We start from the raw sequence: 21,120 nt of genomic DNA, 5'->3' as shown, positions 1-21,120 counted from the left end.
CTTTATCCGAGGACGATTCTTCGGATGTATGGAAAGAGAGGGGATTGGATGGAACGGAGTCGAAAACGGATAGAAAAACAACTGCAACAGACGATCATCATGGTGGAGACGTTACTTCGGATGCCGACCGTGCCACGGACAGAATTACTCGCATTAGCAAGCTGGCTTGAAGGGCTCGGGAGAGAGGAACTGTTTAAAGGACTTGCCGATCAAGTGAGTCGGGAAAAAGCGACGTGGGAACAAATGAATGCGGTCATCACGCAGCCGATCGTTAAAGAATTACTGCGGCCAATCGTCGATCAGTTGTCGGAACGCTCACGCGCCAATCGGATTCGAAAAAAATTGGTCGTCACTGTGACAAGACGTTTTCTTGAGAATATTAAATGGAAGAAATCGCTCGAACAGGAGCGCTATATGTCACGATTCTTCAGTTCGGTGGAAGACACGTTGTCGATATCACATGATATTGCTATGGATGCTGTCATCATCGACCATGCATCTATCGCGGAATCCTTAGAGTTGACTCAAAAACTGATCAAACAAATGGAGTCAGCATTCGTTCCCGTCATCATCGTAGGTCCGAACCGGTCTGACATTCGTCAAGTCAGCTATGAGATGGGAGCTGATGACTACTGGGATGAGACAGTGACGAATGAAGAACGACATGTTCGTCTAGCGAGACTATTACGAAAATTAAGGGTCGTATCTTCGACGATTTTAGTCGATGAACTGACGGGAGCTTATAACCGGAAATACCTCCAAAGTGCCTATGATCGTCGCGTAGCACGTCTCGAACGTGAACAGCGGACATTTGGGTTAGCGATTTTTGATATCGATCATTTTAAGCGGATCAATGATTTACATGGACATCCAACAGGGGATTTGGTCCTCTCCGAACTAGCTACCGTCGTTCAACAAGCCGCTCGTCTCGATGATGAATTCATTCGTTTCGGTGGTGAGGAATTCATCTTATTGTTTTCAGCAGAAACAGTACCGCAAGCAGTTGCGAGTATGAATAAAATTCGCGAGCGTGTCGAGCGCCATATTTTTGCGAACGGATTAAAAGTAACAGTTTCGATTGGTCTCTCCTTTGCTTTTGATCTCCACACATCCCTGGCGCAAGCAACAGCAGAGGCAGATGAAGCTCTGTATCAAGCGAAACGTAACGGCCGTAATCAAGTGGTGTCCTATTCAACAGCGATATCGATCGAAAAAATACCGGTCTATATCCGTGTCGAGCAAGGATTCCTTAAACAGGTACATACGCTTGATATGCCGGATCATCCGAAATACCATATTGAGGTGATTTCGCTAGACGATCAACGGACGTCGCCAATACAATTGGCGATTCTTTCACTCGATCAGTTAGCAAGCGAGAACTTTGTACGATTAGAGGAGTGGAGACAACAACGGGAATCGATCATTGATGCTTTGATCGTGACAAATCAAGAAGACGATCGTTTAGCCAATGCGCTATCATGCGGTGCGACAGACTATATCATGACCTCACAGTTCGATTCTGATATGGAGGAATGGATTGCTGAATGGATCATGCAAATTCCTTAAAAAAAAACAGCCACATTTGTCCGTCATACGGAGCAATGTGGCTGTTTTTTAGTTACTGATCATATCGACGAATGATGAACGGATAATCGTTTCCCTCGACCGCATCATAATGTGTTTCGGAAGTAATCTGAAATGAAGATGGGATTTCGGGATAATGTACATCTCCAGAAAGAACCGTATCAATTTCAGTGACATACAGGCGGCGAGCAAGAGGAAGCGTTTGAGCAAACAACTCTCCACCACCAATCAAAAAGACTTCTTCTTCTGAATCGACGTATGGTTGTAAAGCAGATAGATCATGCCATACCGTTACACCTTCGGCTGCAAACGTCTGATCGCGCGTAATGACGATGTTCTCTCGACCGGGCAACGGTCGTCCGATGGATTCGAACGTCTTTCGTCCCATGATGATCGGTTTGCCAATCGTCGTACGCTTGAAGTGAGCCAAATCAGCTGGAAGATGCCAAGGCATCGCATTGTCATGACCAATGACATGATTTTTCGTATACGCTACGATATGTGTGATCATACGGCTACCACACCTTTAATGTGCGGATCAGGATCATAGCCTTCAATAATGATGTCTTCGAAGCGGAAGTCTTCGATACGATCGACTGTTCGAGCGAAGCGCAGCGTCGGTAATTTTTTCGGGGTACGCGTCAACTGAAGATTGACTTGTTCAATATGATTTGAATAGATATGAGCGTCACCGAGCGTATGAACGAAGTCTCCGACTTCAAGTCCACATACATGAGCAATCATATGTGTCAGTAACGCATAAGATGCAATATTGAATGGTACGCCTAAGAAAACATCAGCTGAACGTTGATACAATTGGCATGATAGTTTTCCGTCAGCGACATAAAATTGGAACAAGAGATGACAGGGCGGTAAAGCCATCTCATCGACTTGTCCAGGATTCCAAGCACTGACGATCAAACGACGAGAATCCGGATTCGTTTTGATCTGTTCAATGACTTGTGCCAGCTGATCGACCGTCGTGCCATCTGGACGTGGAAAAGAGCGCCATTGTGCCCCGTAAACAGGACCTAGATCTCCGTTCTCATCGGCCCATTCGTTCCAAATCCGCACACCATTTTCCTGTAGATAACGAATATTCGTATCACCAGAGATGAACCAAATCAACTCATGGATGATCGACTTCATATGTAACTTTTTCGTCGTAATGAGAGGAAAACCATCTTGAAGGGAGAAGCGCATTTGGTGACTAAACACGCTGAGTGTTCCCGTTCCCGTCCGGTCTTCCTTTTTTGTTCCGTGTTCCAAAATGTGTTCGCAAAGTGCATGATATTGTTCCATCGGATGACATCTCCTTTTCGAAAAATCCAAATTTCATTGTACCATAAATTAAGATTTTGAGGATGTCGGTAAATGTCTTGCGAATAGATAACGAAATAAGCCAAAGAGCGGAATCACGTCTTGCCACTCTAATGATTGTGCATTCCGAACACGAATGCGCCGGAGCAGATAGACTTGCAGAATGTAGAATAATAACAAATCGACGGTCATCGTTCGAACGAATTGATTGGTCTCAAAGTAGATGCGGAATATACTCCAATCAGATCGAGCAAGAGCAATCCAAAGCAATAATGTCGTCACGACGCTAAGTAAGGCGACGACGGTAGGAATCCACCCGCGACGACGAAAAGGAAGAAACGTTTTCCTTGGAATAGCGAGGGCGACATAAGGCATCAACACGAAGGCACCTAAGAAGAACGATCCAATACTTGCGACGAGCGGTCCGGGGCGCATGAATCGTTTCTCATCTAGAAATAGTAAAAAGAAAGTGAACGGATAAATACCGAGTAAGGCAAATAAACTTAACGCGGATGTATCAAATTGACTTTGGTCGAAACGTAAAAACGAAATCAAGAAACCTTCTGGAAAGACACGATTATTTCCAAATAATAAGATGAAGACAATAGCAATCGCCCAAACAAGGAAGAGCAAATATCGACGATACATTTGTCCACACTCCTTTCCCATACCTTTCTTTCCCATCATCTTGGATGTAGTAAACACTTGTATTTCATATTTCATGATATCAAATATGTTAAGGTTCTTGCTTGAGCACCTCTCATGGACATGTTAAGATGACGTTGTGATAATTGAAAGCGCTTTTACAAATTGATGCAATCGTTTGCTCAATATGTAGCACGATACGTACATAAAAGAGGAGAGTGTTGAGGATGGAACGTAAATGGTGGCATGATAGTGTCGTTTATCAAATTTACCCACGTAGTTATAATGATTCGAATGGGGATGGAATCGGTGACTTGAACGGAATCATCGAAAAGTTGGATTATTTGAAGACACTTGGTATCGACGTCATTTGGCTAAGTCCTGTCTATGATTCACCGAATGACGATAATGGCTATGATATTCGTGATTATGAAGCCATCATGAAGGAATTCGGGACGATGGATGATTTTGATCGTCTTCTAGATGAGGCACATGCACGAGATATCAAAATCGTCATGGACCTCGTCATCAATCATTCGTCAGATGAACATCAGTGGTTCGCGGAGTCGCGTCAAAGCAAGGACAATCCATATCGGGATTATTATATGTGGCGCCCGGCAAATCCAGACGGTTCGCTACCAAACAACTGGGGATCGATTTTCTCTGGACCTGCCTGGGAATATGATGAAACAACGAATGAGTATTACTTACACTTATTCTCGAAGAAGCAGCCTGACTTGAACTGGGAAAATGAGCAGATGCGTCACGATGTGTACGGGATGATTCGTCGTTGGTTGGATCGAGGGATTGATGGTTTCCGAATGGATGTCATCAACTTGATTTCGAAGACACCCGGCTTACCAGATGCGACGGTCCATCCAGGAGCACTGTATGGAGATGGTGGAGAACATTATATCAATGGACCACGTGTCCATGAATTTTTACACGAGATGAATGAAGCCTCTTTCGGTAAATATGATGTCCTGACAGTCGGTGAGATGCCAGGAGCGACGACGGATGATGCCATTCTTTACACGGATCCGGCACGTAAAGAGGTCAACATGGTCTTTACGTTCGAACATATGGATATCGATTCAGGTCCGAATGGGAAATGGGACGTCATTCCGTTCGATTTACTTAAACTCAAGCAAAACTTTACCAAATGGCAGACGGCCTTACATGAGACGGGCTGGAACTCACTCTATTGGAACAACCACGATCAACCCCGTGTCGTTAGTCGATTCGGAAATGACACGACGTACCGCGTCGAGTCAGCTAAAATGCTTGCTACATTATTGCATTTGTTAAAAGGGACACCATATATCTATCAAGGCGAGGAAATCGGCATGACGAACGTCGCTTTTGAAGACATCGCGGACTATGAAGATATCGAAATTCGGAACATGTGGAAAGAACGTACGGAACAAGGGGCATCACCGGCTGAACTACTACGTTCCATCCATATCAAAGGACGCGACAATGCGCGGACACCGATGCAGTGGGATGCGTCGGAGAACGCTGGTTTCTCAACGGGAACACCATGGTTGAAGGTCAATCCGAACTATCCGGAAATCAACGTCGAACAGGCGCTTGCAGATGAGCAATCCATCTTTTATTACTATCAACAGTTGATTCGTCTACGACATGACCATGAGCTCGTCGTCTATGGTCGCTATGAACTCTTACTCGAAGATCATCCAAAAGTATACGCCTACTCACGAACGCTTGAAGGGGAGACCTGGTATGTCTACTGTTCGTTTGCGGATCATGATGTGAATATTCCGTCTACGCATGATACGTCAGATCGGGTCATTGGAAACTATGATGGGTCCGTTGTTACCGACGAACTCACACTTCGACCTTATGAGGCCGTCGTCTTCCGTACGTTTGACGCATAAATTGTTTCGATAAAAAATGGCATTGCCCTTACATATGTAGGGGCAATGCCATTTTAATCATTAAGAAGGGAACGTTCTGATTTCGCGATCTGTTTCACTTGTGAAATGATTTTTTCACGATCAGTTGTTGTCGAATTGAGATGGATACCGTACAACCGCCCAGGACCGGAAGGCTTCTCATGCAATAAAAACCCTTCAATGCATAGTGGCACTTGTCCTTCAATCAATGAGAATTCGACGACGATTTTCATTGATTTGAGGAGTGGAAGTTTTAGTTCTGTGCTGATTGCTAGTCCGTTCGGTGAGATATTATGAATCTTCATCAACCCTTTCGGTGTACGCTGTTCATCTTTGAGCAAGTAAAATTCACCAATTATAGGAGTCTTCAGCGTATATCGAAACGGTTCATTCCGTTTGATTTTCATGTAGGCACCTCCAATCCCATTATCCGACAATTTCGTCAAGTCTTCTAGTTTTTTTTAGGTCATGCAGCAGCGTCTGTCGATTGTTTCGTTGGGTGGATACGTTTTGCTAAATACATGAATGGTGTCGCGAACCAAGCGACGACGAATTTCGCAAGATACGTCGTAATGAAGATTTGCCACCAGATGGAGAAGGGCATATCGTGAAAGGCAATCGCACAAAACGTCAACGTATCAAGCAATTGACTTAATACGGTTGACCCTGTCGTCCGTAACCAAAGCTTACGTTCGCCTGTCTTCTGACGGATCTTTGAATAGATAAAGACATCGAATAGTTGCGAGACGAGATAAGCGGCAAGACTACCGACAGCAATCCATGGTAAGAGTCCAAACAATAAATGCAAGGAATCGGATGTTTCGAGTGCAGCCTTATCAGCAAGTGGTGTATACAAGAGACTGAACTGCATGAGAACGGTCGTCGTGATTAGGGAGAAGAACCCCATATAGACGCCTTTACGAGCGACCTGTTTTCCGTATTTTTCATTGAGGATATCTGTCGCTAGATAACAACTGCCATACACGACGTTCCCTAACGTGAAGACGAAACCGAAAATATCGACGGTTTGTGTAACTTGGATGTTTGCAATGATTGTTGCGATGGCAATCCACATCAACAATCCTGTCTTACCAAATAAATAATAACTGAAAATCAATAATCCCATCGTTAAGAAAATGGAAGGGATCCATAACCATTCGTTCATGAGATGTACTCCTTTCTGTTCATACAAATGAAAATTGTACGCTGAAATCGATCAACTGTCAAAGGTGATGAAGCGATGAGGGCATTAAAAAAGACCATGAGTTTCATGGTCTTTCGGACGGTCTTTAGCCCATTCGTTGCAGCGAGTATCGACGACGTCTTCCTTTGACGTAATAGTTCTCTGTCGATGTAAAATCATTCGCTTCTAAAATGCGTTTTGCAAACGAAGCGTGCGGTGATTGTTCAAGGACACGCGCACGTACTTCGTGACGATCTAGTACCCCGGAATACGTCAATGCTTCAGCAACTGCTTGAGTAGCTAGACCCCGACGCGTATAGGGATCAAACACCATGAAGTCGAGTTGGAAGTAGTGACCCATTTTTAAGAGCAAAACCCGCCCCACGATCGTATCCGCTTCAACGATATCAAAGTAATAATCTTCAGGATAACTGTGCTCGACGGAATCAAAAGCCCGCTCTTCTCCAAGCTCATGGTCATACCCTTTGATTTCTTGCGGAGTCAGTCCATATGCTTGCTCGCCATACTTCAAGAAATGATCGTACTCAGCTTGATCGACATGACGTAATGTTCGACGTCTCAATTCCATCACAAAATCCTCCCTCATCCCAATTGATGCTTCGTTTACATTATAGCGATACCCTCCGTGCAATTGCAAAAATTAACTGGAATCAATCCGCAGGAAGAAATCTAAAAAAAGTCATTCTGTAATCATCTTGTGATTGTTTTAATTACCTCGGAATATGGTAAAGTAATGATGTAGACAACTGCATACTGGAAGGGGCTGGAAAACGTGTTCACAGAACGTGACGGAATCAAATTGCGTCTAGAGCAAATCGAACGATTGTATTCGGACTTGAATCGTGAAGCGAAACAATTGACGGAACGCTTACGCCAATTAGATGAACAAGGGGATGAAGTTCAACATGATCTTTCCCTTAATAAAGAAGACCGCGATCATTTGAAGTCAAGCATCGATGAGACGCTTCAGGCACTCATGAAGCGGACGACGGTCGATGCAAAAGTCGAACAGGAAAAGCAAGAAGACCTGATTTCGAAAAAAGCATTGATTGAAGATATCGAAGGATTATTGAAGAAAAAGAAATGAGCTAGCTCCGGCTAGCTTATTTTTTTATGGAGGAACACATTATGAAACCAACCATTGGACTGACGACATGTCTTCGTCCGACTGACGATGTGCATCATCGTGTGAAGCAGTTGTTAGCGGATGAAACGATACATTTTATCTACGTCGTGCGTCAGAAAAAAAGCATAGAACACTTGCAACAGGAGACAGGATTACCGGTGCTTGTCGTCGATAAACAGCGACTTGATTTATATCCACTAGGCGAGACGACATCTTTCTTTTTCCATCCTTCGAGTGCGGTGTTTCGTATCAAACAAATTGATGCAGGAGGAGGCGATCCTCTCGTTACAATCGGACGCTTATCGGAAGGGATGCGTGTGCTTGACTGCACACTTGGTCTTGGAGCAGATGCCATCGTCATGAGTCATGCCATCGGAGAGCGAGGGCGGATCACCGGCTTAGAAAGCCGGGTTGAGACAGCATTTGTCGTCAAGAACGGATTAAAACGATGGGAAGAATCCTACGAACCGATCAATCAAGCGATGCGACGAATTGAAGTGAAAGTCAAACACCATCTCACCTATTTGAAAGAATGTCCAGATAATTCCTTTGATGTCATCTACTTTGATCCCATGTTCGAACAGACCGTCGAAGAATCGACGCATCTCGATGCTTTACGAACGCTTGCGAATTATGAAGCCTTATCCGAGGAAGCGATGGTGGAGGCGAAGCGTGTGGCACGTCAGCGCATCGTTTTAAAAGCACATTATGAGAGTCCCTTGTTTGAACGGTTTGGGTTCGAACGAACAAAGCGGAAGACGTCGAAGTTGCATTATGGCGTGATTGAACTGTAAGTCAAAAAAGACCTCTGCCGATCATACGGCAGAGGTCTTACTTGCTATTCGCTGATTATTGAACTGCGTCTTTTAATTCGTCTTCCATCTCTTCAAACGTTTCCTGAACGGCATTGACCGGTTGTTTCGTCATCAAGCTGACAACGACCGTAAAGATCAAGCTTGTGAAGAATCCAGGTACCATTTCATAAAGCGTCGTACTAAGTCCGAGTTGAACCCAGATGATGACAGTCAAGGCACCTGAGATAATACCAGCCAGTGCACCTTGTTTCGTCATCCGTTTCCAGTAGAGAGAAAGCAAGATGATCGGACCAAAGGCAGAACCGAATCCAGCCCATGCATAACCGACAAGTGCAAGAATCGTCGCTGATGGGTTCCACGCGAGAATACTTGCGATGACGGCAACGACAAGAACGGCGATTCGACCTGTCAGGACGAGTTCTTTATCCGATGCGTCTTTTTTCAAGAACGTCTTATAAAAATCTTCTGTCAACGCACTCGAAGTAACGAGCAATTGTGATGAAATCGTCGACATGATCGCTGCAAGAATCGCAGCCATCAAGAATCCTGTGATATACGGGTGGAATAGGACATCCGAGAAACGGATGAAGACTGTTTCCGGATCACCGAGTCCATTGCCTTGTCCTTCGAAATAAGCGATCCCGACAAGACCAGTCATCATCGCACCGATGATAGAGACGAACATCCAACCGATCCCGATGCGACGGGCACTTTTTAAATCTTTAACAGAACGAATCGCCATAAAGCGGACGATGATGTGTGGTTGACCGAAGTAACCAAGTCCCCAAGCAAGGAATCCGATGATTCCAAGAACTGTTGTCCCTTTGAATGGGTCAAATAATGAAGGGTCTAATTTTTCAGCGTAGTTGTACGCACCATCGATTCCGCCGACGTCTGTCAATGCGACGATCGGTACAAGAACGAGTGCGATGAACATGATACAGCCCTGGACGAAATCGGTCCAACTAACTGCGAGAAAACCGCCGAAAAGTGTATAGGCGATTACGACCGCAATCGTCAAGAGCATACCATAGTGGTAATCAAATCCAAATGAGCTGACGAACAATTTTCCGCCTGAGACGATTCCAGCTGATGTGTAGAACGTGAAGAAGATGATGATAACGAGTGCTGATACGGTACGAAGCACGCGTGATTTGTCTTTAAAGCGATTCTCTAAGAAATCAGGGATCGTAATTGAGTCGTTTGCCATTTCCGTATAGAGACGGAAACGTGGTGCGAGTACGATATAGTTTACGTAACATCCAATCAATAAACCAAGTGCGAGCCAAAGGGCTGATACACCTGTTGCATACATGGCGCCGGGAAGTCCCATGAGCATCCATCCACTCATATCCGATGCACCAGCAGAGAGTGCTGTGACACCTGGACCGAGATCGCGTCCGCCTAACATGTAATCTTCTGTATTCGTCGTTCGCTTGTAGGCAAAATAACCGATTGCCAACATGAGAACAAGATACAGGATGATCGAAATCCATTCTTGCGTCATAAAGTTAAATCCTCCAAATGCAATAGTTTTTTCAGCGATCAAGCATGTATTGACTTGTTCGCCAAATGATATGTTCCCCACCTTACAGGGGATAAAACGACTTTGCAAGTCACGTCAAATTCATGAAAAGTGCCGCTACGCCTAGTGCCTTAAGGGATTGGGACGGTTTTAGTCCCTATTGAAGTTCATCAATTTGAAATATTCAGAATGATTGAATAAAAAATAAATGATCCCAATAAATTAGGATCATTTATGTGATGTTAATTGGTCCAAAACCGTTGGTATGCGGCGCTTAAACGGTCTATTGCCTGATCTAATTGAGCACGAGGACAGCCGATGTTTAAACGTTCAAACGTTTCGCCACCAGATCCGAACGAAGAACCGTGCGTTAGAGCGATTTTTGCCTCCTTGACGAGCCAATCTGCTCGTGTTTTACTATCTAGCTCGAGTGCTTTGAAGTCGATCCACAACAGGAAAGTTGCTTCTGGAATGACGACGTCTAATTTTGGCATCTCTTGGCGAAACCGTCGGATGGCATGGTCACGATTTCCTTCTAAATACACAAGTAATTGTGAAAGCCATTGCTCACTCGCAACATCACCATACGCTGCTGTAATAGCAGTTGAAGCTAATGCATTCGGGTGAACGAAATGACGCTGCTGGATACGCTCGATCTGTTGACGAATCGAGATGTCAGGTACGATCAGATAAGACGCATAGAGACCCGGAATATTGAACGTTTTGGATGGTGCACTTACTAAAATGAGTTTTTCATAATCCAAACCAAGAATAGGCGTGTGCACGGAACCTGTATAGACGAGGTCCGCATGAATCTCATCGGATACAAGATAAACATCATATTGCTTCGCGAGTTCGACGATTTGTTGTAATTCTTCTCTCGGATAGACTTTACCGCTTGGATTATGCGGGCTACAGAGAATCATCATACGTGCTGTTCGCATTTGTCGTTCGAGAAGTGGAAAGTCGGTCTGGTACGTCTCACTGTCTAAAAGAAGCGGACTTTCAATGAGTTGTCGTTGATTAGACTGAATGATTTGATGAAATGGAGGATAGACCGGTGTTTGGATGATGATTTCACCACTTGGTTCAGTCAATGCTAGGACAGTATGCGCAAGTCCAGGAACGACACCGCTTGAATAAAGAATGGAATCAGTAGTGATTGATACGTCATACCGCTTTTGAAACCAATGCTGAATCGCTCGTTTTGCTTCGTCTTCAAACATCGAGTAACCGAAATGACCTGTAGCAGCACGTCTTGTCAATCGTTCTGTGAGATGATGCGGTGGACGGACATCCATGTCGGCGACCCACATCGGAATCAGCTCATCGGATCCATAAAGTGAATGAAGTCCGTCCCATTTGACGGATCCTGTATTTCGTTTCTCAATCGTTTCATCGAAATTAATCTGTTCCATCAGACTTCACTTCCTATTCTTTTTAAGTTAAACTACTCCATTTCACCATAGCGGATAAAGAGAGGAAGGAGCAAGTCGGAAAATAAAAGGTTTAACATTTATTCGATCAGGCAATTATTTAACTCGAACCTACCATAACAGAACGGAGTGATGATCATGTTACATTCTAAAGTAGTTGTCGGGCGAACGCCTGAAGAATTAGAAGAACGATTGAACGAATTTTTTGAGAACAATGGTGTTGGATCAAACGCCATCATTACGTTGAAGTTTTCAACATTCGTCGCGTCTAAAGCGGATGAACATTATTCGGTTTTAGTCGTCTATGATAATTCATTAACAAAAACGACACTGTAAAAAAGTAACAAGGAGTTGCGTGGAAATCACGTCGACTTCTTGTCTTGTCTTTTTTTATAAGTTATACTAGAAACAGATTTTACAAGCTTCCGTAGGTTAATGGCAGACCTCAGCAATGGTAATGCTGCAGTGCGAGTTCGATTCTCGCCGGAAGCATACACGCGTCTTTCGTCTCAAGTGATATATACTTGAAACGAAAGACTTTTTTTATGATGGATTCATCTTTGATTGAGGAGTGAACTTCATGCATCCAGTCATTCATTCTGTTGGCGATAAGATCAAGCAAGAACGAAAAAAACAAGGAATGACACAAAAAGCACTTTGTGAAGGAATTTGTAGTCAGGCTGAGATCAGCAAAATCGAAAATGGTCGAAATTCTCCGACGATTGATTTACTACAGCAAATTTGTCGAAGACTGCGCATTCCGATTTCATTGTTTTTTGAAGATGAAATCGTGTCACATAAGTTAAACGAAATTGATCAACGAATGATTCGTCATTTACGCGAAAAAACATATTCAGACATGGCAAAGGACTTAATGTTATATGAAAAATCAAAAAACGCTGTCGAAACTCAAATTTTAATTCGTTATCATCAAGAATTACTTGAATATGAAAGAGGAAATGTTGATTTTCGGACCTGTATTGCGTCCTTGTTGCAAGTTGTCAGTGAGGAACGGGTGGAAGAAAAATCATTTTTACTTTATACACGAATTCAGATGGTGATAGCGGTACTTTATACGAACCATGAAGAATATAATCGTGCTCATCAAATCTACAAGGCATTATTAGAGTTGCCTTATCAAACGAGAGAATATAAAAAAATTCGAATGAAGATCATGTATAATTTCATTCGTAACTTAGTAGAGTTTGAACGATTCGAAGAAGGGTTGCAGAAAGTTGAGCAGGTAATTAAAGAAACGAAACAATTGCAAGATTTAACGTATCTTGGACAGTTTTATTTTCAAAAAGGCATTTTGTTAGAGGCGTTAAAAGCATCGGAACGAGATACAACGGAAGCCTATACAACCGCCTATTCCTTTTTTATTGCGACTCAGAATCACTCTTATTTAAAAATCCTTGAAACGTATTTTTCCGAACATCTCTTATTTCCGCTTAATGAAAGTGAGTGAGTAAACGATGGAGATCACTGCATTAACTTCATCGATTGGTACAAAAATCAAACAACTGCGAATTGAGAAGCAGATGACACAAAATGAACTATGTGAAGATATTTGTAGCCAAGCTGAAATCAGTAAAATCGAAAACGGCTTAAATTCACCGACTGTCGATTTGTTGCAACAAATTTCCAAAAGGTTAAAGGTGCCCATTTCTTTATTATTTCAAGAACATACGGATGAAGAACAATTTTTTCAAATTGATCAATTCTTATCCGATTTGCTTCGAGAAGAGAAGTACGAAGAAGCAATGGAGCGAATTAATCAGCAAGAAAAAAATATGATCACTGAAGTCGATATTTTAAAAAGTTACATTAAAACGATCATTGATCTAAAACAAAATCGGATTGACTTTCGAACAGCTGCGAGCCTACTCAGCAACTTGTTGAATGAAAAAGAAGTGTGGTCGCATTCCATTCAATTGTTCATTCGAATCAAAATGGCGATTGCAAATATGTATTCAGAACAGGATCTATTTCATTTAACGGAATCCGTATATCAGGAATTGGAAAAAGAAATTGAAGCGCTCCAGTCGACTGCCCATCTGAATGCGTTACTGAAAATTTATTTTAATCATTGTCAGATTCTTGAATACCAAGAAAAGTCTGAGGACAGTATCGCCATCGCTAAGAAAGGATATAAACTATGTTTGCTGCATAATCATACATTTTTATTTGGACATTTTTACTATCAACTCGCGCACTATCACGAACAGTCAGGTGAAGATGAGATGTCACTTCAAAAACAGTATTCCGTCGCCTATACATTGTTTCACGCGTTTGAGCACGACGTTCGAAAACAGATGATTCTTCGCATGAAGGAAAAGTATATGTTATTTACCTTTGAGAAGTGATAAATAGGATGCGTAACCTTCTTGCCAAACAAGAAGGTTTTTTTATTAAAAGTGCAATCAAATGAGTAGTGAGAGGTGATAAGATGAAAAACGTACATCCAATTGGGGAGACATTGAAATTTTATCGACGTTTGAACAACGTATCACAAAAAGACATTAGTACAGGGATCTGTAGTCAGGCTGAAATTAGTAAAATTGAAAACGGTAAGGTAATGCCGACCGTTGAATTATTACAGCAACTTGCTATAAAGCTTTGTGTTCCTATATCCGAACTCGTTAAAGATGGTGCTGAACATCGTTTGGAACAAGCTCGTATTCTTGACCAAGCACTTCGTAAGCTAGTACGAGAAAATAAATTTGATAAATGCCTTCGTGTAATGAAACAAGTCTCATCCAGTCGATCTTCTGACGAAGTAAGGCGAATAATGAGATACTATGAAATCGTGATCGCCTATCGGCAACAGCACGTTGACTATCGAACGACCTCAGTCTTATTTGCACGATTGATCGATCAAGAAGGTTTACAGGTGCAGGATCCAATTCTTTACTTTCGAGTCAAGATGGCACTATCCATTTTATATGCGGAGTGCGAACAGTATCAACAAGCAGAAAAAATATATACTGACGTATTACAGTTCACGACAGAAATTAGCGGTTTAAAAGAAGAACGACTTAAGATTCTTTATAATTATGCGAAATTATTATATAAAGTTAATCAGTCAGAAAAGGGACTTCGTATCATCGAGGAAGGGATACTGCTCAGTCGAAAATTGAAACAGACATCCTATTTAGCGCACTTCTATTATCAACGTGGTGAATTTCATGAGCGAATGGGTGTAGATATCTTGCAGACGAAACATGATTATACGATGGCCTACGAATTATTCTCTGCCTTTCAGATGAAACAATATGCTGACATCGTTCTAGAGGTGAAACGTTCTTTTTTGCAGTCTATGCCTGAATGAGGTCATTGCTTAACAAACGAGAAAAGAGGAGAAACGTTGCGTATTGAATCATTTGGTAAACAGATCAAACAACTACGGATCGAGAGGAAGTTGACACAAAAAGAATTAGCGAAGGATGTATGCAGTCAAGCTGAATTAAGTAAGATTGAAAACGGGAAAACTATACCAACAATTGATCTTGTTCAGCGTTTGTCTCAAAAGTTACATATTTCAATGGATCAGATTTTCATCGATTCAAATGAAGTAAAACTATTTCAGCGCTATGAGGTACAACTAGCGGACTTTTCTAGACAACGTCGTTATGATGAGATGCTTGATTTCATGAGATGTTTACCAACTAGTCTTCCTCCTTCCGTTCAGTTATTGATTCGTTATTTTGAATGGGTCGCTCGCGAAGGGAAAAAAGATATCGATTATCGAACATGTATCTCACAGTTGCTTCGGTTATCGGATGAACAACAAATGGAAACAGAGTACCCTGTTCTTTATTTACGTATCCGGATGTCTGTTGCAAACTATTATTATTTAAACAGTCAGTATCCGTACGCGAGAAAAATTTATCAAGAATTACTAACCTATGATTACTCGACGGATACGCTGAAAAAGTTACAATGTAAAATTTTATATAATCATGCGCAACAGCTCTATTTTCAAAATGATTTTGTAACAGGGTTAGAGATTACTGAAAAAGGAATCGCCTTATCCGTTGAGCGAAAAGATACAGCGATGTTAGGACACTTCTTTTATCAAAAGGGATGTTTCTATGAAGAATTGAGTTACGCAGAACGTGATATTCGTGACGCGTTTACCTACGCCTATTCTCTTTTTACTGCTTTTGGTAATGAAAATCATGCCGCGCTAGTATTAAAAGGAAAAAACCAGTTTCTCTACTTTCAAATGTAATCATGGAAGTAAAAGAAAGGAGTATAATTTGAATCATTTACCCGTCTCCATTGGCTATGAAATCAAGCGACTTCGAAAAGAAAAAAAGATCACACAAGCAGAATTATGTGAAGGCATCTGTAGCCAAGCTGAAATTAGTAAAGTCGAAAACGGTAAAAATTCACCTACCATTGATTTACTCCAACAAGTGGCAAAACGGCTGAAAGTACCATTATCGATGTTGTTTCAAGATCATTTACGAAGTGATGTCTTTCAATCATATGATGAACAATTAGCGGACTTGTTACGTACTAATAAATATGTAGATGCTCTGAAATTGAGCGAACACGTACTGTCTACAACTGAATATGAACAGGTACGTAATTTAGCAAGATATTATCAAATCATTGTGCAGGAAAGAAGTGGTCAAATTCATTACTTAAAAGCTGTTCAATCGCTCGAACGGTTACTAAATAAAGAACAACTCTGGTTTGAATCAGCTACCTTGTATCTACGGATTCAGATGGGGATGGCGAATCTGTATGTCGAACACGGTGACTTTGAATTAGCGGATGATCTTTTTCAGAATTTGATTCAAGCAAAATACGAAACGATCGAATTAAAAAAAGTTCGAATCAAGATTTTATATAACTATGGACAACAACTTTCACTGCAAAAAAAATACCTTGCTGGTCTAAAAATCACCGAACAAGGTATTCAGGAGAGTCTTCAATTGGAAGACGGTCATTTCTTAGGTCACTTTTACTTTCAAAGGGGATACTTTAAGCAGCAATTAAATGGTGATCTCTCAGATATCCAGCGTGATTTTACGATGGCCTATTCCTTATTTTGTGCATTTGATATGCCGATTCATGAAAAACGTCTTCTGGAAGAATATGCAGAGTATGTTCTATTCCCAATTTAAAACGAACGACCGAATTGTCGGCACTCTTGAAGCGCTTGTTCGATCAATTCAGATGCACGATCTGGGTATTGCTGATGTCCTTCTAAAATGACAGTTGATACATCATTGATCCCAAAGAATGCTAACAAGTTCAACATATAGCGAACCGCGTGTTCACTTGGGGCTTTCTCTTTTGTCGAGTAATCACCACCGCGTGAATGAATCAACAGCACTTGTTTGTCTTCAACAAGTCCGATCGAACCTTCGGCTGTATAACGAAACGTTTGACCAGCCTGGGCGAGATAATCCATGTAATTGTGAAGCGGTGCCGGAACCGTTAAGTTCCACATCGGAAATGAAAAGACAACTTTATCGGCATCTAAGAATCCGTTTAAATATTCTTGAAGCCGTTGTGCATGAGTCGCATCATCTCCAGTTAATTCTTCCCCTTTAAATAGCCGCCCTGCCGCGTTCGCAAGTTTTAGATCAAAGAAGGGAAGACGTTCCTCGAATAAATTCAAAAGCGTAATTTTGTCCTCAGGATGATTTTCACGATAAGCATTCAGAAAGGCATCGTTTAATTCAGAACTAATGCCTTTTTTTTGATGCGTGCTATCGTTTGCTTCGATGAATAGTAAATGAGACATAGTGATCGCTCCTTTCTATACCTATCTATTCCCATTTTGCTTAAAATCATGACTTCCCATTATTTTATTATTTTTAGAAAATTCAAGTTTTATTTTGGTTCTGATAAGGAAAATAAACGACAGGAACTTGAAAGAGGGGATGGCGATGAATACACAGCGACGTTCTTCCAATAGTCAGCAATATCATCGAGAAATTCGGGCAAATTATCAATTGTTCGGGATGATCATTTTTATTTTGACGAGTTGTGGTGCCGTTTTATATATCGTTGCCAATACATTTAGTAGTTATGGTTTGAAAGGAGAGGATTGGATACGTGCACTTGTCATTGCGAGTGCTGGGAGTGTTCAATACTTCATCGGTAAAAGTACATTATCAGACCGACTAAAGCCACATATGATGTCTAGCGTTTTTTTATTGATTCCATATATTTATCATCCATTCATCGGTAGGGGAGTCCAGACAGTTTGGGCATGTGCCCTTCTATTCATATTAGCTTCCTTAGTCGTCATCAACCGAACGATGCTACTGTACGCAACAAGCATCACGACGGTTTCTCTTCTTTATATTTGGTATCAAACTCCATCACTTGAAAACACTTCGATGTTTGTATCCGATCACATCGCGCGTATTGGACTTATCTTGATTGCGACGATCATTAGTTTACTGATCCATAATCAATATGTTACCCGTCTTGAACGAAATATTGAATACTTAGCCCGTTTACAGGAACAAGCATTTACGGATCCCGTGACAGGTTTACCAAACCGCTCTTCGTTTGTCATTGAAGTAGATAAGAAAAAACAAGATGGCGATATGATTTGTCTCGTGGATTTGGATGATTTCAAAACAGTAAATGATGCATTCGGTTACCGAACTGGTGACCGTTCATTACACATCATTGGTCGACGATTGATGAATCGTTTTTCAGATTGTACGATTGCGAAAGCGAGCGGTAGTGCTTTTTTACTTCATGCGCCTTATCATCATGATGCACGAGTCCTCTGTGACGATATTTTATCAAGTGTATCAGAACGTGTACAAATTGACTTTAAGCAAATCAATGTTACTGCGAGTATTGGTGTTTCCTATATTAATGATGAATCGACGGACCATGTCATCAATGACGCGGAGATTGCATTATTTACAGCCAAAGCAAATCGAAAGAACACGTATGCGATCACAGACTTAGCAACACAAAATGAACGGAAGCGAGCACTCCAGTTAACGCGCGATTTATATGATGCAGAATTGGATCGAGACTTCTTTATTTTATTTCAACCTCAAGTCAATGCGAGAACGCGTCAAATTACAGGTGTAGAGGCTTTAATTCGTTGGAATCATCCGGAATACGGTCTTGTTCCACCAGTTGAGTTCATTCCACTCGCGGAAAGAACACGATTTATTGAGACATTAGGGCGATGGGTCATGCGTCAAGCCTGTCTTCAAGGAAAAGCTTGGTTGGAGGAAGGGAAGGAACCTCTGACGATTTCGGTTAATGTTTCACCGTGGGAATTACGACAAGCTGATTTTACGAATCGAGTGCTCACTATATTAAAGCAAACAGGTTTTCCTCCATCCCTACTTGAAATCGAGATGACAGAACATATCTTTATCGAAGGAACCGAGCAAATTATCGAAACATTAAACGCACTCCATTTGTATGGCATTCGAATCGCTCTTGATGATTTTGGAACTGGATTCTCATCCATGCAACCACTCGTGGAACTACCATTCGATCAATTAAAAATTCCAAAAGAAATCGTTCAAGAAGCGATTCATTCTGAAAGGAAACGAGCGATGATCGAGACGATCATTCAATTAGGAAAACGATTAAATATGACAATCGTAGCAGAAGGAATCGAACTTGAAGAAGAGGCAACATTGCTCGAACAGATGGGGTGTCATACGTTGCAAGGATATCTATTCTATCGACCGCTTCAGCCGCAACAATTAGAATATTTTTTAGCGATGTGTCGAGAAGGCTAAACAGATATCAAACAATTGAAAATACAAACAGGCGAAGGATCATGCCCATCGCCTGTTTGTATTACCATATAGGAGATAATAAATCAGAGATACCGGGCAAAACGACGTTCGAGAATCTCTTGGATGACTGCGATACATGAACATATACCCCAGTAAATGAACGCAACGACAAAATAGACGGTCATATAGTCGAATTCACGCCCACCAACGATTTTTGCCTTTTGAAAAATTTCAGGGACAGTAATCATGGCAGCAAGCGACGAAGCTTTGACAAGATCTAGCAAGACGTTCGAAAGCGGTGGGATGGCAATTCGAATCGCTTGCGGCAAAATGATGCCAACAAACGTCCGATACCTAGATAAACCGAGGGACGCCGCTGCCTCTTCCTGCCCACGATCAATCGAGAGTAAGGAAGAACGAATGATTTCTGCCATGTATGCCGCACTGTTTAAACTAAAACCAGTAATCGCAGCGGTCAACGCGTTCAGTTGAATATTGATGACTGGCAGCCCGAAATACAACATGAACAATAGCACAAGGATGGGTACACCACGCATAAATGAGATGTAGGCGCTCGCTCCAATACGCAATACTCGAAAATGAGAGAGACGACAAAGGGCAAGAATTAACCCAATTCCAAGACCAATCGCCATGCTGAGCAAAGAAATCCATAATGTTTGTCCAAGTCCACTTAAAATATATGGAAACGAATCGACCGCCAATTCAGGATTGAAGACGGACCGCCAATCAATCGATGACATCGTTAGTTCACATCGACAATCGTCGTTTTGACGTCAGGCATTTGGGAGACATCTTTTCCGGCATAGAATTGCTTCGAAATTTCCTTTAATGTGCCATCTTCCTTCATTTTATCGAGTTGTTCGTTAATGTTGGATTGAAGTTCCTTGTTATCTAAATCCATGATTAAACCAACCTGACTTGGATTATAAGCGATATCAGGATGAATCGTAATATCGAAGTCCTTGAAGAAATCGACAGCGAGTGTTTGCAAGTAGTAATCATTCAAGATGACGTCTGTTCGACCATTTGAGACATCTCGTAGATATTGATCGTTCGTCGCGTTATCGTACGTGACTTCTTTTGCACCATATTTTTTAGCAATCTGCATATACGTCGTTGTAGCTTCTCCGGCAGCTTTTTTCCCTTTTAAGTCTTCAAGAGACTTGATGCCTGATAAATCACTTTTACGGACGATTGCCGTACCATACGTATATTTATATGGTTTTGAGAACGCGAATTTTTCTTTACGATCTTCGGTGATCGTAATGTCGTTAGCGGCAAGATCGACTTGACCTGTATTGACGCTTGTCAACATACCGTCGAATGACATCTCTTTGAATTTCACTTTCAAATCAAGACGTTTTGCTACTTCTTTGACGACTTCGACGTCGAATCCAGTCAACTTATTGTTTTTCTCTTCATGATAAGATGTCGGAAAAAGTGTACCAGCCGTAGCGACGACAATCGTTCCTTCTTTTTGAATCTTGTCATATGCGGTTGCCTTCTCCTCTTGCTGACCACATGCGCTTAATAAAATCGAGCTTCCTGCGATCAAGAGACCCGTAAATTGCATTGTTTTTTTCATCGTATTATTCCTCTCTTTATTTCCATGATCAATAACTCTTTTCATAGTTAAAAATACCACAGAATCATATGTTCGGGCAAAGTAATACGCGCACAAAGTGTAGAATTCAACCAAAAAAAATATTGAATGAATATCCAAGTTTATGTAAGCGTTATCAATGTTGATATATGGTAATTATACCTTTGAAGCTTA

At 41.7% G+C, this 21,120-nt stretch carries 22 protein-coding genes and 1 tRNA gene; 12 read left to right on the top strand and 11 right to left on the bottom strand.

The features are described from left to right. Positions 1-48: 48 nt before the first annotated feature. Positions 49-1,566 carry a GGDEF domain-containing protein gene (locus MKY22_RS09480; protein WP_341088536.1) on the top strand — a complete coding sequence of 506 codons (1,518 nt, stop codon included), beginning with the start codon at positions 49-51 and terminating at the stop codon, positions 1,564-1,566. 52 nt (positions 1,567-1,618) lie between these two features. Here MKY22_RS09480 and MKY22_RS09475 read toward each other — a convergent pair whose 3' ends face one another. From MKY22_RS09475 to MKY22_RS09465, 3 genes are read right to left on the bottom strand one after another with little or no spacing between them, the layout of a single operon-like run. Beyond that, the gene (locus tag MKY22_RS09475) at positions 1,619-2,095 is read right to left on the bottom strand and encodes a dihydrofolate reductase (protein ID WP_341088535.1); all 477 of its coding nucleotides are present in this window, start codon (positions 2,093-2,095) and stop codon (positions 1,619-1,621) included. After that, on the bottom strand, positions 2,092-2,886 hold the full coding sequence (locus tag MKY22_RS09470) for a thymidylate synthase (RefSeq protein ID WP_341088534.1): 795 nt from the start codon (positions 2,884-2,886) through the stop codon (positions 2,092-2,094). The genes MKY22_RS09475 and MKY22_RS09470 overlap by 4 nt, the downstream gene beginning before the upstream one ends. Before the next feature lie 48 nt (positions 2,887-2,934). Further along, a complete protein-coding gene (locus tag MKY22_RS09465; RefSeq protein WP_341088532.1) occupies positions 2,935-3,552 on the bottom strand; it encodes a hypothetical protein in 618 nt (205 codons plus the stop codon). Between the two features lie 224 nt (positions 3,553-3,776). Between MKY22_RS09465 and MKY22_RS09460 the strand changes: the two genes are divergently transcribed. Further along, complete coding sequence (locus MKY22_RS09460; protein WP_341088531.1) at positions 3,777-5,447, top strand: glycoside hydrolase family 13 protein; 1,671 nt, start codon at positions 3,777-3,779, stop codon at positions 5,445-5,447. A gap of 53 nt (positions 5,448-5,500) precedes the next feature. Here the strand turns inward: MKY22_RS09460 and MKY22_RS09455 are convergent, their stop codons facing one another. The 3 genes from MKY22_RS09455 to MKY22_RS09445 form a co-directional block, all read right to left on the bottom strand. Beyond that, on the bottom strand, positions 5,501-5,872 hold the full coding sequence (locus tag MKY22_RS09455) for a PilZ domain-containing protein (protein ID WP_214747276.1): 372 nt from the start codon (positions 5,870-5,872) through the stop codon (positions 5,501-5,503). Positions 5,873-5,931: 59 nt separating this feature from the next. After that, a complete protein-coding gene (locus MKY22_RS09450) occupies positions 5,932-6,630 on the bottom strand; it encodes a queuosine precursor transporter (RefSeq protein ID WP_029341956.1) in 699 nt (232 codons plus the stop codon). A gap of 124 nt (positions 6,631-6,754) precedes the next feature. Further along, positions 6,755-7,237 (bottom strand): GNAT family N-acetyltransferase, encoded by a 483-nt coding sequence (locus MKY22_RS09445; protein WP_064299696.1) that lies wholly within the window; start codon positions 7,235-7,237, stop codon positions 6,755-6,757. A gap of 204 nt (positions 7,238-7,441) precedes the next feature. Here MKY22_RS09445 and MKY22_RS09440 point away from each other — a divergent pair, with 204 nt between their 5' ends. Then, positions 7,442-7,756 (top strand): hypothetical protein, encoded by a 315-nt coding sequence (locus tag MKY22_RS09440; RefSeq protein ID WP_023468579.1) that lies wholly within the window; start codon positions 7,442-7,444, stop codon positions 7,754-7,756. A 41-nt stretch (positions 7,757-7,797) separates the two neighbouring features. Then, positions 7,798-8,589: a class I SAM-dependent methyltransferase gene (locus MKY22_RS09435; protein ID WP_341088526.1), complete on the top strand. Its 792-nt coding sequence runs from the start codon at positions 7,798-7,800 to the stop codon at positions 8,587-8,589. A gap of 55 nt (positions 8,590-8,644) precedes the next feature. Here MKY22_RS09435 and putP read toward each other — a convergent pair whose 3' ends face one another. Both putP and MKY22_RS09425 read right to left on the bottom strand, forming a co-directional pair. Next, positions 8,645-10,117: a sodium/proline symporter PutP gene (putP, locus tag MKY22_RS09430; RefSeq protein WP_341088525.1), complete on the bottom strand. Its 1,473-nt coding sequence runs from the start codon at positions 10,115-10,117 to the stop codon at positions 8,645-8,647. A 260-nt stretch (positions 10,118-10,377) separates the two neighbouring features. After that, complete coding sequence (locus MKY22_RS09425; RefSeq protein WP_341088523.1) at positions 10,378-11,553, bottom strand: MalY/PatB family protein; 1,176 nt, start codon at positions 11,551-11,553, stop codon at positions 10,378-10,380. Between the two features lie 156 nt (positions 11,554-11,709). Between MKY22_RS09425 and MKY22_RS09420 the strand changes: the two genes are divergently transcribed. The 7 genes from MKY22_RS09420 to MKY22_RS09390 all read left to right on the top strand — a co-directional run bounded on the left by MKY22_RS09420 (position 11,710) and on the right by MKY22_RS09390 (position 16,709). After that, positions 11,710-11,907, top strand: coding sequence for a hypothetical protein (locus MKY22_RS09420; RefSeq protein ID WP_035407347.1), 198 nt, complete (start codon positions 11,710-11,712; stop codon positions 11,905-11,907). A gap of 85 nt (positions 11,908-11,992) precedes the next feature. Continuing rightward, a tRNA-Thr gene (locus MKY22_RS09415) sits at positions 11,993-12,063 on the top strand. A gap of 88 nt (positions 12,064-12,151) precedes the next feature. Continuing rightward, on the top strand, positions 12,152-13,039 hold the full coding sequence (locus MKY22_RS09410; protein WP_341088521.1) for a helix-turn-helix domain-containing protein: 888 nt from the start codon (positions 12,152-12,154) through the stop codon (positions 13,037-13,039). Positions 13,040-13,046: 7 nt separating this feature from the next. Further along, positions 13,047-13,937: a helix-turn-helix domain-containing protein gene (locus tag MKY22_RS09405; RefSeq protein ID WP_341088519.1), complete on the top strand. Its 891-nt coding sequence runs from the start codon at positions 13,047-13,049 to the stop codon at positions 13,935-13,937. 83 nt (positions 13,938-14,020) lie between these two features. Next, positions 14,021-14,902, top strand: coding sequence for a helix-turn-helix domain-containing protein (locus MKY22_RS09400; protein ID WP_341088518.1), 882 nt, complete (start codon positions 14,021-14,023; stop codon positions 14,900-14,902). A gap of 36 nt (positions 14,903-14,938) precedes the next feature. Beyond that, the gene (locus MKY22_RS09395) at positions 14,939-15,805 is read left to right on the top strand and encodes a helix-turn-helix domain-containing protein (RefSeq protein ID WP_052018999.1); all 867 of its coding nucleotides are present in this window, start codon (positions 14,939-14,941) and stop codon (positions 15,803-15,805) included. 28 nt (positions 15,806-15,833) lie between these two features. Continuing rightward, positions 15,834-16,709, top strand: a complete 876-nt coding sequence (locus tag MKY22_RS09390; RefSeq protein WP_290775043.1) for a helix-turn-helix domain-containing protein — start codon at positions 15,834-15,836, stop codon at positions 16,707-16,709. Here the strand turns inward: MKY22_RS09390 and MKY22_RS09385 are convergent. Next, positions 16,706-17,335: an FMN-dependent NADH-azoreductase gene (locus MKY22_RS09385; protein ID WP_341088514.1), complete on the bottom strand. Its 630-nt coding sequence runs from the start codon at positions 17,333-17,335 to the stop codon at positions 16,706-16,708. The genes MKY22_RS09390 and MKY22_RS09385 overlap by 4 nt on opposite strands. Before the next feature lie 145 nt (positions 17,336-17,480). Between MKY22_RS09385 and MKY22_RS09380 the strand changes: the two genes are divergently transcribed. Further along, positions 17,481-19,322: a putative bifunctional diguanylate cyclase/phosphodiesterase gene (locus MKY22_RS09380; protein ID WP_341088513.1), complete on the top strand. Its 1,842-nt coding sequence runs from the start codon at positions 17,481-17,483 to the stop codon at positions 19,320-19,322. Between the two features lie 83 nt (positions 19,323-19,405). Here MKY22_RS09380 and MKY22_RS09375 read toward each other — a convergent pair whose 3' ends face one another. After that, positions 19,406-20,083 carry an amino acid ABC transporter permease gene (locus MKY22_RS09375; RefSeq protein ID WP_290784344.1) on the bottom strand — a complete coding sequence of 226 codons (678 nt, stop codon included), beginning with the start codon at positions 20,081-20,083 and terminating at the stop codon, positions 19,406-19,408. Between the two features lie 2 nt (positions 20,084-20,085). Next, positions 20,086-20,928: a transporter substrate-binding domain-containing protein gene (locus tag MKY22_RS09370; RefSeq protein WP_341088507.1), complete on the bottom strand. Its 843-nt coding sequence runs from the start codon at positions 20,926-20,928 to the stop codon at positions 20,086-20,088. Between the last annotated feature and the right edge of the window lie 192 nt (positions 20,929-21,120).

This window comes from Exiguobacterium sp. FSL W8-0210 (assembly GCF_038006045.1).
GTDB lineage: Bacteria > Bacillota > Bacilli > Exiguobacteriales > Exiguobacteriaceae > Exiguobacterium_A.
The sequence above is the reverse complement of the archived record's forward strand: the minus strand, read 5'-3'. Positions and strand labels throughout refer to the sequence as shown.